This is a genomic window from Domibacillus indicus (genome assembly GCF_023715895.1).
GTDB lineage: Bacteria > Bacillota > Bacilli > Bacillales > Domibacillaceae > Domibacillus > Domibacillus indicus_A.
Window position 1 is genome coordinate 81,811 of sequence record NZ_JAMBOO010000010.1, and the last position, 15,300, is coordinate 97,110.

The window sequence follows — 15,300 nt, forward strand, 5'->3', positions numbered from 1 at the left end:
TGTTTGAAAGAACAAGTAGTGCAGAAAGGCTATGTCAGCAAAAAGTATACGTAAAAACACCGCCTTTTCATTGAAAAAGCGGTGCTTTTTGTTAGTTCATAATTCGTTTTGCTCCAATGTACCGTTTAGACCAATAAGAATTGTTCATCGATGAAATGCTTACTCCGTTTGAAGAAGAAGCATGAATAAATTGATTTCCACCAAGATAAATACCGGCATGAGAAGCGCCTTTTTTATACGTTTCAAAGAATACAAGATCGCCTTTTTTCAGTGAAGATACTTTTGTGCCGGTTTTATAGATTTCCGCAACCGTTCTTGGGATGCTGACACCAGCGCCCTTTTTGAATGCGTATTGTAAAAATCCGCTGCAGTCAAAGCCGCTTGGAGTGGTTCCGCCCCATTTATATGGCGTACCCGTATGTTTTTTCGCTTCGCTGATCACGCTTGAAACACTGCCATAAGAAGCAGATTTCACTTTTGATGATGTTGTTTTGGTTACACCTAATGCTTTATATGTATTAGATCCAACAATTCCGTCAGCCCGCAAGCCGTTCTTTCTTTGGAAATTCATAACGGCTCTTTTGGTGCTTTTTCCAAAATAAGCATTTCGGTAGCTTGAATTAAAGAAACCTTTCTTCTGGAGTAAACCTTGTAATTGGATTACGTCTTGATGTTTCATATTTGCTTTTAGTGTCCGGTCGCCTAACGCTGCTTCACTGTTAAGTGGCCCGCTAAGCAAAATGCCAGTGACTGTCAATGCCGCTATCAATTTTTTCAAGTTTATTTTCCTCCTGGAATCCGTTTCTCATTTTTTATAGTTTAATATTTGTTACCTTTATTATATTTTGGAAGTATAACAACTTAGTTGCAGAAATATTTCATTTTTACAACAAAAATAGGGGATTATCGATGTTTTTGGTAAATTTTATGAATATAGGAAAGTTTTCTGATGAAAATATCTGATAACTGTAATACCAATGAGAAGGGAGAAAACAAAATATAAACAGGATATATATGGAATTAATAACCATGTAAAATACTTCTTTTCGCTTTATGTTTGAATGAAGGTGGGGATAAAAGGAAGATATTTGAAGATGAGAAGAGTAAGTATAATAGATAAACCTTCTTTATTAATAAAAAAAGTTTGTGGAATTTATGAATATAATCTATTTTTTTGCCTCTTCTTCTTATAAAATAGACAAAAGGAACCATTATAAAAGGAGGATGTATAATGCTAAAAGAAAGCGTTTTCTTAAAGTTGATGCTTTTGATTACGGTTATGATTTTTGCCACTGCTTTTGTTGTCAGCAGTATAAGCTACTATTTAACCAAAAAAGAATTGACCGAAGCAGGGAAAGAAGATATGAAGCATCTTGTCGAAACGTCGCTTGTAACGCTTACTTTGTTAAACGAGCAGGTTGAGGCGGGAGCTTTAAGCCTTGAAGAGGCAAAAGAGAGGGCAAGGGTTCTCCTTGTAGGACCAAAAAAAGGGGATATATATGATCACACACAGTCCAGCTTCCTTTATAAGCAGGACGGCTATCTTGTTGCGTATGGGCAGGACTTTTCTTCCGAACTCCATCCAAAAAACCCGGTTGGAGATATACCGGATGATACGACTAACCGGGAAAACATGGTCCAAGCTTCAAAACAGACAGAGGCACAAAACCGGTATGTATACTTTCCTGATACGTTAGACGATGGAACATCCGTAACGAAAACGGCCTATATGTCTTACTTTGAGCCATGGCAATGGTCGGTTGGGATGATTGTGCTGGATGACCAATTTTATCAGGAGCTGGTCAAACTAAAATGGTATATGATCGCAGCAGGAATCGGCATGACAGCTGCCAGCGTTCTCGTATTTTATGCAGCATCCCGCAAAAAAATCAAGCTTTTGGAGCAAATTGCGGCTGCTTTTGCGGCTATTTCCAGTAAGAAGCTAAATGATCAGAAGCTGCCCGAGTCAAAAGATGAAATCGGCCGGCTGGGCACATCCTTTAATGAAATGAATAAGCAGCTGCGCCATTTGGTTGGCCGGCTGCAGGAAACAAGCAGCCAAGTTGTTGATGCTTCAGCTTCGGTATCTGCTATATCAGAAGAAACCGCAGCGGGCAGCGAAGAAGTGGAGAGAGCGATTACAAGTATTGCTTCGGGTACTGTAGAGCAGGCAGCTGACCTTGATATGACAAATTCCAGCTTAAATCAGCTTAACCATTCGATTCAATCAATGAATAATCAAAACGAGCAGATTAAAGAAATGACAGAACACTCGCAAAAAGCCGTGTCACAGGGTCAGGCAATGGTTCGCCAGCTCAAACAATCGAACGAAGAGTCCCTGTCCTCTTCAAATGAAGTAAGTAAGAACATTTCCAGTTTATATCTGAAAATTACGGAAATCTCGCGTATTACAGATACGATTGAAAGCATAGCGGCTGAAACAAATCTGCTGGCTCTCAATGCAAGCATTGAAGCAGCAAGGGCAGGCGAACATGGAAAAGGTTTTGCGGTCGTAGCGAGCGAAGTAAGAAAGCTGGCCGAACAGTCTAATCAATCCACCAAGCAGATTCAAGGAATGATTCTGGGTATTGAAGCAGAAACAGAAAAAACGGTGCTGGCCGTATCCCAAACCATTGACCGTTCACAGCAGCTCGACGCAGCCGTAAAAGGAACGGAAGAAGGCTTTGCCCGCATTTCAGAAGTGATCTCTCAGACAACTGAGGGGGTTCAATTATTAAACAGCGAACTGCAAAAAGTGATGATGCAAAGCAAAGACATTTCTGAAGCTGTCCAAAAAGCGTCTTACGTTTCAGAGCAGACAGCAGCATCAGTAGAAGAAATTACTGCATCTATTGATGAACAAGTTCAAGCTATCGCTCAGCTGGCCCTTTCAGCTGAAGCGATGACAAACCTAAGCCGGGAGCTTAATTCGTTAACAGAACAATACTCTATTTGCTAATGCGAGTATACAGATATACACATATACAAATATACAAGTATATAAATATACTTGTATACACTTTATTAAAAGTTTGATTTCTACTGGGTTTCGTTCACATGTACGTCTGCTGGATTATCGGTTAGAATAAAGGAAAGAAGCTACAGGAGACGATAGTGTGGAAAAAAAGGAATCAAGACTTGCTTATGTGCAGGCATATGAATATGTTCGGGATAAAATTTTAAGCGGAGAGCTCGAGCGGGGAACAAAGCTGGTAGAAGAAAGACTTGCAGAAGAAATGGGCATCAGCCGGACACCTGTCAGAGAATCTATACGAAAACTGGAGCAGGAAGGGCTGATTAAGCAAAAACGGGTGGTTAATCCAAGTGATATGGACCTTCGCCACATTTTTCAAGTGCGTATGTTGCTTGAAGGGTACGCCGCACGCCACTGTGCCAGTTATATGACGGAAGAAGCACTGGAGAAGCTGAAGCAATGTGTGGATATCGGCCGGACGGGTACAGTAGAAGAGGTAATGTCCGCCAATAAGGAGTTTCATGAGCTTATTGTAAAGGCTACACACAATCCAGTCATGATAGATATTTTGGACCGCATGCAGTCTATTATTTATTTGTTTCGAAAAACGGTTGTATACCACAAACGGCCATTTTTAATTGATGAGCATGAAGAAATCTACAACGCGATTGTGCAGCATGATGGTGACCAGGCAGAAGAATTGATGAAAAAACATCTACAGCTGGATTTAGAATTTTGTTTGAATAGAATGTAAAAAGCAGCTAAGCAGATTAGCTGCTTTTTATCTTTACATATTTTGATTGCAGGTTAGAAGAAATCAACCAAAGGGAGGGGAGCTTAGTATTTTAAGGAACGATCAAAATGATTGTATACATTTTAAATATTTTTGTATACAAAATGAAAATAAATGTGTACAATGAAGTCGTAAAGTAATGAAAGCGTTCTACAAAACGATAAAGTTATCACGAAAAAGGAGAGACTTCATATGACGAAAACAATTGGATTTATCGGCTTAGGCATTATGGGAAAACCAATGTCACTAAATCTATTAAAAGCAGGCTTTAACGTAAGCGTTTACGATTTAAATACAAAAGCAGTGGAAGCGCTTGTAGAAGCAGGTGGAAAAGCGGCAGCGCCTGCCGAAATGGGAGAAACTTGTGACGTCATTATTACGATGCTTCCTGCTTCCCAGCATGTTAAACAAGTAGTGCTTGGTGAAGGCGGTATTTTGGAAACGGCTACAGAAGGAACCGTTATTATTGATATGAGCTCGATTTCGCCGGTAGCTTCAGTGGAAATTGCTGAAGAGGCAGCCAAAAAAGGAGTAGACATGATCGACGCACCGGTCAGCGGCGGTGAGCCAAAAGCCATTGATGGCACACTGGCTATTATGGCAGGTGGAAAAGAAAGCGTATTCGAATCCGTAAAAGATGTACTGCAGGCGGTTGGATCAGATGTAACATTGGTCGGCAAAAATGGCAGCGGTGTCACAGCTAAACTAGCCAATCAAATTATTGTCAATTTAAACATTGCAGCTATGTCGGAAGCGCTTGTATTAGCTGCAAAAGCAGGAATTGATGTAGAGAAAATGTATCAGGCAATCCGGGGCGGTCTTGCGGGAAGCGCGGTGCTTGACGCCAAAGTGCCATTGATTTTAGACCGGAACTTTGTAGCAGGCGGCCGGATTGATATCAACTTAAAAGATCTCACAAATGTAATGGAAACGGCTCATGAAATTGGTGTTCCGCTCCCATTATCAAGCCAGCTGCTGGAGATTTTCCATGCTCTAAAAGTCGATGGAAAATCAGGCGACGACCATGGCGGCATTGTTCAGTACTATGAAAAATTAGCAAATGTTGAAGTAAGAAAGGCGTAATGTATGATGAATCATTCAAACATTTTAAATGCACAAGATACATTCGCCCATCTGCCAAACGTTCCAGATGAAAGCACTGTAAACGAGCTGCTTGCAAAGGAACTTAAAGAATTCGGCCGGAAAATTATTGTGCTTGACGATGATCCTACCGGAGTTCAAACGGTCCACGGTATTTCCGTTTACACAGACTGGTCGCCTGAAAGTATAGAAGCTGGTTTTGCAGAAGAAAATGCGATGTTTTTTATCTTAACGAATTCAAGAGGATTTACAGCTGCCCAAACGGAGCAGGCTCATACAGAAATCGCCACAACCGTTCAAAAGACAGCCGAAAAATTTAGGAAAGAGTTTATTATCATCAGCCGGGGGGATTCTACACTGCGCGGGCATTATCCACTTGAGACCGAGGTGTTAAAAAACACCATTGAGTCACAGTCGGACGCAGCGTTTGATGGAGAAGTAATTATGCCTTTTTTCAAAGAAGGCGGCCGTTTTACCATCGAAAACATTCACTATGTACAGGATGAACATCAGCTGGTGCCGGCAGGGGAAACGGAGTTTGCGAAAGACCGGACATTTGGCTACCGCTCCTCCCATCTTGGGGAATGGGCAGAAGAAAAATCAGCTGGCGCTTTTAAAGCATCAAATGCTGTGTACCTGTCTTTGGAAGATATTCGTGCTCTCCATATTGACCGTCTTGTACAGCAATTGATGACTGTTGAAAACTTTAACAAAGTTATCGTAAATGCGGTGGACTATATAGATGCAAAAGTAGTGGTAATCGCGCTTGTTCGTGCTATGAAAGCCGGGAAGCATTTTATGTTCCGAAGTGCCGCGGCGCTGACGAAAATAATCGGCGGTGTGAGTGACAGAGGGCTTTTAACGAAAGAAGAACTGATAAAAGAAGAATCCAATTATGGCGGGCTGATCATGATTGGCTCTCATGTAAAGAAAACAACTGAACAATTTGAAACGCTTAAAACATGTGATTTTATCGAGTTCATTGAATTTAACGTTCATCTTGTTTTGCAGCCAGAGGAATTCCAAGCGGAAATTCAGCGGGTGATTGAAACGAGCGAACGTCTCATTCGGGCAGGACAGACGGTTGCGGTTTACACAAAACGGGAACGGCTGGATCTTGGTGAAAACAAGCAGGAAGAAGAATTAAAGCTGTCCGTCCAAATTTCTGATGCTGTAACGAGTATCGTGAAGCGGCTCAGTGTCCGTCCGCGTTTTCTTATTGCCAAAGGAGGCATTACGTCCAGCGATATTGGAACTAATGGCCTTGGTGTAAAACGGGCTGTTGTAGCGGGACAGATCAAGCCGGGTATCCCGGTTTGGTGGACAGGTAATGAAAGCAAGTTTCCGGGAATGGCATATGTGATTTTCCCTGGGAATGTAGGAACAAAAACAACGCTAAAAGAAGTAGCAGAACTGCTGCACCAATAAGAGGGTGCGGCACCTGCCGCTTACACTTATTGTAAGCGAATACAGCCAGGCTGGTAAGTGAATGTATTTACTTGCCGAAACATCAAGAGAAGGGTGAAGGAGGAAAAAACATGGATTCGATTTTTGGCTTAAGCCATAATGTCAGTTTGCTCTTATTCGCGATTATTTCAATTGTAGGGTTGATTGTTCTGATCGCAAAATTTAATGTGAATCCGTTTGTTGCACTTATTATGGCTGCTTTATTTATGGGCTTAATTTCAGGTATGAAACTGCCGGATATTTTAACAGCCTTTCAAGAAGGAGTTGCCGGTGTTTTAGGCTTTATTGCGATTGTTCTTGGGCTCGGTACGATGCTTGGAAAGATGATGGCAGAATCGGGCGGGGCCGAGCGTGTTGCCCGGACACTTGTAAACGTATTCGGAGAAAAAAATGTACACTGGGCTATGATGGTTGTAGCGCTTATCTGCGGAATTCCGGTCTTTTTCCAGGTTGGTGTTGTTCTGTTAATTCCACTTGTTTTTGTGATTGCGAAACATACGGGCACACCGCTTTTGAAAATTGGTTTATCACTTGTTGCCGGGCTTGCGGTCGTGCATAGTCTTGTTCCGCCGCATCCGGCAGCGATGCTTGCGGTCGGTATTTTTGAAGCAAACCTAGGGGAAACCATTTTCCTTTCTCTGCTTGTTGCCCTGCCGGCTGCAGCAGTTGCAGGTCCAATTTACGGATCTTATATTGCGAAAAAAATTAAAGTAGAGCCAACAGGAGAGCTTGTCGAGCAGCTGACAGAATCTAAGCATAAGGATCTGCCAGGCTTCGGCATTACGATTTTCACGATCTTGCTGCCGGTTATTTTAATGCTGATTGCAACGGTTGTCGATTTACGCTATCCGCCTGAAAGTTCATTCCGTCAGGTCGTTGACTTTATTGGAAGCCCTGTTGTCGCTTTGTTGCTGTCGCTTTTATTCGCTTTTTATTCATTCGGGTTTGCCCGCGGCTTTAATGGTAAAGACATTTTAACTTTTACAAATGACTGCCTCGGCCCGGTTGCATCGATTATTCTTTTGATTGGGGCAGGCGGCGGCTTTAACAAAGTATTAACGGCGAGTGGTGTCGGTGAAGCAATTGCAGAGCTCGCGACAGACGCACATCTTTCACCGATTGTGCTAGCATTTATGATTGCTGGCCTGATCCGCGCAGCCGTCGGTTCTGCCACGGTTGCCATGACGACGGCTGCCGGAATTGTCGCACCTATTGCAGCTATGACACCGGGAGTAAGCCCGGAACTGCTTGTTCTTGCTACAGGGGCAGGTTCCATTATGCTGTCGCATGTAAACGATTCTGGTTTCTGGCTGATTAAAGAGTTTTTCAATATGTCAGTGACCCAGACACTCAAAACATGGACGGTTATGGAAACGATTTTGGCTTTTGCCGCTTTTGGAATGGTATTAATCGTCGATTTATTTATTTAATGTTCCGTTAATAAAGGATAGAGAAGACCGTAAAAAGAGGCGGAAGAGCTGCTTGCATAGCTTTTCCGCCTCTTTTCTTTTATAACGTGTAATTCTTGCCTGCTATGTCCTTTCAATGAGACAATACAAAAAAAGATAGTGATTTAAGGACGTGTAATCAGTGAAGCCGAAAATAAAAGATGTAGCAAAGTTAGCTGGGGTATCGCCTACAACGGTATCTCGGGTTCTCAATAATCGAGGCTATTTAAGCCAGGAGGTACGCAAGAAGGTAGCGGAGGCAATGAAAGAATTAAATTACGTTCCGAATGATTTAGCCCGCTCTCTTTTTACGCAGCGCACGAACCTGCTTGGTTTTATTTTTCCAACAACCTCAAACCCATTCTATGGAGAGCTTATTTTTCATATGGAAAACGCTTGCTTTGAACGAGGATATAAAGTGCTTCTTTGTAACAGCTCAAACCAGCCGGAAAAGGAAGAGCAGTATGTGGAAATGCTGCTTCGCAATCAAGTGGATGGTATTATTAGCGGGGCCCATAACTTGGGGATTAAAGCGTATCAGCATTCTCTTCCTATTATTGCGATTGACCGTTATTTATCTGAAACGATTCCGGTTGTATCAAGCGACAACTATCAAGGCGGCCGTTTAGCAAGTGAGCTCCTCGTTCAAAAAAAATGTAAGCGGATTATTCATATTAACGGTTCAAGAGAAATGGCCAGCCCTGCGAATAAACGCAGAGATGCATATGAAGATGTGATGAAAGAGAACGAGATGGAATATAAAACATATGAAATACCGGTAATGGGTCCTGCGGAAAAAATCATAAACAGCCTCTTTGATGAAGAGCCGGATGTAGACGGCATTTTTGCAAGTGATGATTATCTTGCTTCACGGGTTATAGCGGAAGCCAGGCGAAGAAATAAAAGCGTACCGGAGCAGTTAAAAGTTGTCGGATATGACGGCACAAGCTTTGTTAGAGATATCTTTCCGGAATTAACGACAATCCAACAGCCGATTGTGTCGATAGCAGAAAAAGCAGTTGCTCTCTTAATAGAAGAGATTGAAGGAACGCCTAAAAAAGAGACCGAAAAAGAATACGTCTTTCCGGTTCAGCTTATTGAAGGGGCCAGCACTTAGAAGCAAAAAACATTTCGCAGTTTCAAAGACAGCGAAGCATACGTTGAAAATACGGTTTATACAAAAAAAGAACTGCCTCAAACGAGAGACAGTTCTTTTTTGTTTTCAAAAGCTGTTAGAAGCATACATAGTCGGTTTTTCATCGGTCAGATAAGCAGACCAGAAAGCAAAAAATATTTTCTGTCATCCGGTTGACATATGAAACCGGATGACATACAATTCAATTTATAGAAAGCGCTTTAATAACTGACAGAAAGGGAAAGAGCCCATGACACAAATACCCATAAAAGAAGTTTATTATACGGAACCCTATCGTCCACAGTTTCATTATTCACCGGAATCAAACTGGCTGAATGATCCGAATGGAATGGTTTATTACAACGGAGAGTATCACTTATTTTATCAATATCACCCGCATGGAACGACATGGGGACCAATGCACTGGGGGCATGCGGTTTCAAGTAATCTTGTATCCTGGGAGCATCTGCCTGTAGCGCTGGAGCCGGATTCCATCGGAGCTATTTTCTCTGGCAGCGCAGTTGTTGATTGGCAGGATACAACTGGCTTTTTCGATGGTGAAAGCGGGCTGGTAGCCATTTTCACACATGCAGGCACATACCCGGATTCGGATCGTCCAAGGCAAGTACAGAGCATTGCTTACAGCAAAGACAACGGAAGAACGTGGCAGCTGTATGAAGGAAATCCTGTCTTAAGTGATGAATCAAAACTGGATTTCCGGGACCCAAAAGTGTTCTGGCATACTGAAACGAATCGCTGGGTGATGGTACTGGCAACGGGACAAACCATCAGCATCTATACATCACCCGATTTAAAAGAATGGACATTTGCGAGTGAGTTTGGTGAAAATCAGGGGTTTCATGAAGGCGTATGGGAATGCCCGGATTTATTCGAGCTTCCGGTTGACGGAGATCCATCAGCAAGCAAATGGGTGCTGCTTGTCAGCGTAGGCGATCATCCCGATTTTGCGGAAGGATCAAGAACACAATACTTTATTGGTGAATTTAATGGAACCGCATTCAGTAATGAAAATTCAGAAGGGACAACCCTTTGGCTTGATTATGGCAGAGATAACTATGCAGGTGTCAGCTGGTCGGATATTCCGCATTCAGACAGCAGAAGAGTGTATATCGGCTGGATGAGCAATTGGAAATACGCGAACCTGACACCGTCTACAAAGTGGCGGGGAGCTATGACACTCCCGCGGACATTGTCGCTTGCATCAAGCAAGCAGGGAATACGGCTCGTTCAATCGCCGGTGGAGGAATTAAAAGCCCTCCGGTCACAGAGCATTTTATTAAAAGAAAATGAAGTTATCGATCAAACAGAAGCAGTGTATATGCCAGAAGCAAATACCTATGAGCTGGAAGCAGAGTTTCACATAGGTGATGTCGCCGTATTTGGCTTTTCATTATGCACTTCCTCCACGGAAAAAACGATTGTTGGATATGATGTGAAAAGTGAACAGTTATTTATGGATCGTACGGCTTCCGGACAGATTGATTTTCATGAAGGCTTCGCCGCAAAACATCAAGCTGTACTTTCACCTAAAGAAGGAAAAATAAAGCTGCGGATTTTCGTTGACTGGTCATCGGTGGAAGTATTTGCGAACGACGGAGAAGTAGCCATGACTGATTTGATTTTTCCAGACAGCGACAGCCGCACGATCGAAGTATTTGCCGGAAACGGACAGGTAACACTCATTTCACTTACCGTGCATCCGTTAAAAAGAATCTGGAAGTAAAGACGGGCAGCTCGTTTTTAAATGAAATATGAAACCGGTTGACATTCGGTTCATTATTAAAAGCGAGCTGAGCAAATAATGGAGGAGAAAAGATGGAAAATACATCTGTGATAGAAAAGACAGCTAAAAAAGAACGTCATAAAGTGCTGCAATATATCATGCAAAACTATCTGCTTTACTTGTTTTTGCTGCCGGCAGTGTTATTAACGATCATCTTTAAATATGTACCGATGTATGGTGCCATTATCGCATTTAAGGATTTCAGTCCAATAAAGGGAATTTGGGGAAGCGAATGGGTAGGGCTTGAGCACTTCCAAAGCTTCCTTTCATCACCTAACTTCTACGAGATTTTTATGAATACGTTAAAACTAAGCTTTTATGGCCTGGTATTAGGGTTTCCTGTACCTATTTTATTGGCCCTTATGCTTAATCAAATTAGACGTCAGCGCGTAAAGAAAAACCTTCAGCTTATTTTATACGCGCCTAACTTTATTTCAGTTGTTGTCATTACCGGGATGCTTTTTATCTTTTTATCGCCAAACGGCATGGTGAATTCACTGATCACGTTGATAATGGATAAGCCGGTTTCCTTTATGACGGAGCCTGAGTACTTCCGTTCTGTTTATATTTTGTCCGGTATCTGGCAGGCGGCCGGCTGGTCATCAATTATTTATGTAGCGGCACTCGCCAATGTGGATCCGCAGCTTCATGATGCGGCGACCATTGACGGGGCATCACTTCTGCAGCGAATCTGGCATATTGATCTCCCAGCCCTGAAACCCGTTATGGCCGTTTTGTTTATATTAGCTGCCGGGGGTATCATGGGGATTGGATTTGAAAAAGCGTATCTAATGCAGACGGATATGAATATTCCGACTTCCGAAATTTTGCCAACGTATGTATACAAAGTTGGGCTGCAGGCTGGCGATTATGCGTATTCAACCGCTATTGGACTGTTTAACTCTGTGATTAACTTAATTTTACTTGTGTTTGTGAACTTTGTTGTAAAACGGCTTAATGAAGGCGAAGGCCTTTACTAAAGAGAGGAGGGTTCAGAATGAATTATCAATACACCAAGTCCGACCGGGCGCTGCTATTAGCAAATAAGATTACCCTCGTGTTATTTACGCTCATTATTTTAATCCCGCTTGTTTATATTTTGCTTGCATCTTTTTTAGATCCAAATGTGCTGCTTCGAAAAGGGCTAGCATTAAGTGCTTCTGATTGGACACTCGAAGGGTACAGACGGATTTTCCAAAATGACGCTATTGTCCGGGGATTCTTTAACGCATTTCTTTACTCCGGCTTGTTTGCACTCGTGACCGTTTTGACATCGATTTTGGCCGCATATCCACTAGCTATTGATGGATTTAAAGGAAAGCAGATCTTTATGGTGTTCTTTATTATTACCATGTTTTTCAATGGCGGGCTGATTCCAACCTACCTTGTTATTAAAGATCTTGGCATGCTGAACACCATTTGGGCGATTGTTCTTCCAGGCGCCGTCAGCGTGTTTAATATTATTTTAGCTAGAACGTATTTTAAAGCGATTCCAAAAGAGCTGTTCGAGGCAGCCCGGATCGACGGTGCTTCGGATCTGCACATTTTCTTTAAAATCATTGTGCCGCTGTCCAAGCCTATTATTCTTGTTCTCGCCTTATATGCATTTGTCGCGCAGTGGAATTCTTACTTTGATGCGATGATTTATTTAGAAGATCCATCAATGCACCCGCTGCAGCTCGTTCTTCGTTCTATCCTTATTCAAAACGAAGTACAGCCGGGCATGATCAGTGACCAGCTGGCCATGGCTGAACTGAAAAAAGTATCAGAGATGATTAAGTATTCATCGATTATTATTTCAAGCCTGCCGCTGCTTATTATGTACCCGTTTTTCCAAAAGTATTTTGAAAAAGGAGCCATGGTTGGTTCTATTAAATAAAAAAGTGAGGGATTGGAATGAAAAAAGTATACAAGGTAATGTCAGCACTATCTATCTCAGCAGTCCTGCTTTCAGCCTGTGGAAGCGGAGGCTCGAGCAGTTCGACAGAGGCATTAGATCTTGAGAATGTGGAATTTCCATTAAAAGAAAAAGTAACCTTAAAATTTATAACGCAAAGCTCTCCTCTGGCGCCGGAAGATCCGAATGAAAAGCTGATTTATCAGCGCCTTGAAAAGCAGACAGGTGTGCACATTGACTGGAAAAACTACACGAATGACTCCTTTATCGAAAAGCGGAACCTAGCGGTGGCGAGCGGAGATCTGCCAGATGCTATTATGGATGCGGCTTATAGTGATAACGACTTGCTTCAGCTGGCGGATGACGGGGCGATCATTCCGGTAGAAGACTTGATTGAAGAGCACATGCCAAACCTCAAAAAAGTACTTGAGCAGGCACCGGAGTACCGGGCTATGATTACGGCACCGGACGGCCATATTTATTCGTTCCCATGGATTGAAGAGCTTGGTTCCGGCAAGGAAAGTATTCACTCTGTTGATACTTTTCCATGGATTAATCAGCAATGGCTGAAAAATCTCGGGCTGGATATGCCGAAAACGACAGAAGAGCTAAAGAAAGTATTAATTGCATTTAAAACGCAGGATCCAAACGGAAACGGCAAGGCAGATGAAATTCCGATGTCTTTTATTATTAATAAAGGAGGAGAAGATTTAGCCTTTTTATTTGGCTCATTCGGTCTTGGCGACAACTGGGATCATACCGTTGTAACCAATGACGGAAAAGTAACTTTTACAGCAAATCAGGATGGCTACAAAGAAGCCATGAAGTATTTTAATGAGCTGTACAAGGAAGGGTTAATTGACGAAGAAGCATTCGAACAGGACTTTAACACGTATTTATCTAAAGGAAAAGATGAGCGGTATGGTCTTTATTTCACTTGGGATAAAGCAAATATTACCGGCATGAATGAAAAATATGAATTAATGAATCCGCTTGCAGGACCAAGCGGTGAAATTAACGTAGCCCGTACAAACGGAATGGGATTTGACCGCGGCCGGATGGTTATTACAAGCGCAAATCAAAATGTAGAGCTGACAGCGAAGTGGATTGACCAATTGTATGACCCGATTCAGTCTGTTCAAAACAACTGGGGCACATATGGGGATGACAAACAGCAAAATATTTTTGAGTACGATAAGGAAAAAAATATGCTGAAGCATCTTCCGCTTGAAGGCGCAGCACCGGTAGAGCTGAGACAAAAAACAAACATTGGCGGCCCATTAGCAATCCTCGATGAATATTATGGTAAGTATACAACAAAACCGGATGATGCAGCGTGGCGGCTGGGTCTGATGAAAGATGTTATGGTGCCGCATATGAAAGCGGAGAACATCTATCCGAAAGTGTTCTTCTCGCTAGAGGAATTAGAAAAGCTGTCAAAAATTGAAGCGGACTTGTTTGCCTACGTGCATCGGAAACGGGCTGAGTGGATTAAGACAGGGAAAGTGGAAGAAGAATGGCAGGAGTATTTAGCAGAGCTTGACCGTCTTGGCTTAAAAACATGGCTTAAGATTAAGCAGGATGGCTATGACCGAAATGCAGCAAGTGCGGAATAAGTCATGAATGCAAAAAAGGAACGGGTCCAAAAGCTCGTTTCCTTTTTTGTTTAAGTAAAAGGGGGAATCATCATGAAGCCGAAAATAAAAGATGTTGCCGAACGGGCCGGTGTCTCCCCTACAACGGTATCCAGAGTGCTAAACAACCGGGGGTACTTGAGTAAACAAACACGCTTGAAAGTGGGTCAGGCGATGACCGAACTGAACTACATACCAAATGACGTGGCTCGTTCACTTTATACAAAAAAAACCAACCTGATTGGATTTGTTTTTCCTTCAACGGCGAATGCATTTTACGGAGAATTGATCGCTCGTATGGAAAATATTTGTTTTGAGTTAGGGTATAAGGTACTTTTATGCAACAGTTCCAACCAGCCCGAAAAAGAAGAGCTGTATGTGGCGATGCTGCTGGGGAATCAAGTAGATGGTATTATCAGCGGGGCACACAATCGAGGGATTAAAGATTACCAGCGCTCCAACTTGCCGGTTGTGGGTATTGACCGCTACTTATCTGAAAGCATCCCAGTTGTTTCCAGTGATAACTATCAAGGAGGCCGGCTGGCAACAGAATTGCTTGTTCAAAAAGGCTGCACATCCATTATTCATATAAACGGACCTAGAGAATTAGAAACACCGGCTAACAAACGCAGGGATGCCTATGAAGAGGTAATGGAAGGAAATGGAATGACATTTAAAACGTACGAAATACCAGTAACGGCCCAAGAACAGCAAGTTGATTTAGTTATTAACTGCCTTTTTAATGAAAACCCCGGTATGGATGGTGTTTTTGCGAGCGATGACTACCTCGCTGCCCGCGTGCTGACAGAAGCAAAACGAAGAAAAATAGCTGTGCCGGAACAATTAAAGGTAGTCGGATACGACGGTACTGAAACGATGCAGACCATTTTGCCAGAGCTGACAACCATTCAGCAGCCGCTGGATGTCATGGCCGAAAAAGCGGTTCATACACTTATCCAAGAAATTGAAGGGAAGTACGACCTGGTTGATACAAAGGAATTTGTCTTTCCAGTGAAAATGATTGAAGGGAAAACAACTTAAAGGGAG

General features: G+C 42.5%; 12 protein-coding genes. 11 read left to right on the forward strand and 1 reads right to left on the reverse strand.

Translation table 11 applies throughout. From position 1 onward, the window contains the following. Positions 1–91: 91 nt before the first annotated feature. Positions 92–778 carry a C40 family peptidase gene (locus M3221_RS15245; RefSeq protein ID WP_251272597.1) on the reverse strand — a complete coding sequence of 229 codons (687 nt, stop codon included), beginning with the start codon at positions 776–778 and terminating at the stop codon, positions 92–94. A gap of 453 nt (positions 779–1,231) precedes the next feature. Here M3221_RS15245 and M3221_RS15250 point away from each other — a divergent pair, with 453 nt between their 5' ends. From M3221_RS15250 to M3221_RS15300, 11 genes are all read left to right on the forward strand, one after another. Then, on the forward strand, positions 1,232–2,959 hold the full coding sequence (locus M3221_RS15250) for a methyl-accepting chemotaxis protein (protein ID WP_251272598.1): 1,728 nt from the start codon (positions 1,232–1,234) through the stop codon (positions 2,957–2,959). Between the two features lie 157 nt (positions 2,960–3,116). Next, on the forward strand, positions 3,117–3,728 hold the full coding sequence (locus tag M3221_RS15255) for a GntR family transcriptional regulator (protein WP_251272599.1): 612 nt from the start codon (positions 3,117–3,119) through the stop codon (positions 3,726–3,728). A gap of 231 nt (positions 3,729–3,959) precedes the next feature. Then, positions 3,960–4,850 carry a 2-hydroxy-3-oxopropionate reductase gene (gene garR / locus M3221_RS15260; protein ID WP_251272600.1) on the forward strand — a complete coding sequence of 297 codons (891 nt, stop codon included), beginning with the start codon at positions 3,960–3,962 and terminating at the stop codon, positions 4,848–4,850. Positions 4,851–4,856: 6 nt separating this feature from the next. Further along, positions 4,857–6,296, forward strand: coding sequence for a four-carbon acid sugar kinase family protein (locus M3221_RS15265; protein WP_251272601.1), 1,440 nt, complete (start codon positions 4,857–4,859; stop codon positions 6,294–6,296). Between the two features lie 110 nt (positions 6,297–6,406). Beyond that, positions 6,407–7,765 (forward strand): GntT/GntP/DsdX family permease, encoded by a 1,359-nt coding sequence (locus M3221_RS15270; protein ID WP_251272602.1) that lies wholly within the window; start codon positions 6,407–6,409, stop codon positions 7,763–7,765. Between the two features lie 160 nt (positions 7,766–7,925). Continuing rightward, positions 7,926–8,900, forward strand: coding sequence for a LacI family DNA-binding transcriptional regulator (locus M3221_RS15275; protein WP_251272603.1), 975 nt, complete (start codon positions 7,926–7,928; stop codon positions 8,898–8,900). A gap of 268 nt (positions 8,901–9,168) precedes the next feature. Further along, the gene (locus M3221_RS15280; RefSeq protein WP_251272604.1) at positions 9,169–10,662 is read left to right on the forward strand and encodes a glycoside hydrolase family 32 protein; all 1,494 of its coding nucleotides are present in this window, start codon (positions 9,169–9,171) and stop codon (positions 10,660–10,662) included. 92 nt (positions 10,663–10,754) lie between these two features. Next, positions 10,755–11,702 (forward strand): ABC transporter permease, encoded by a 948-nt coding sequence (locus tag M3221_RS15285; RefSeq protein ID WP_251272605.1) that lies wholly within the window; start codon positions 10,755–10,757, stop codon positions 11,700–11,702. Between the two features lie 17 nt (positions 11,703–11,719). Then, on the forward strand, positions 11,720–12,601 hold the full coding sequence (locus M3221_RS15290; protein WP_251272606.1) for a carbohydrate ABC transporter permease: 882 nt from the start codon (positions 11,720–11,722) through the stop codon (positions 12,599–12,601). Between the two features lie 17 nt (positions 12,602–12,618). Next, complete coding sequence (locus M3221_RS15295) at positions 12,619–14,235, forward strand: ABC transporter substrate-binding protein (RefSeq protein WP_251272607.1); 1,617 nt, start codon at positions 12,619–12,621, stop codon at positions 14,233–14,235. A 72-nt stretch (positions 14,236–14,307) separates the two neighbouring features. After that, positions 14,308–15,294, forward strand: a complete 987-nt coding sequence (locus M3221_RS15300; protein WP_251272608.1) for a LacI family DNA-binding transcriptional regulator — start codon at positions 14,308–14,310, stop codon at positions 15,292–15,294. The last annotated feature ends 6 nt before the right edge of the window (positions 15,295–15,300 follow it).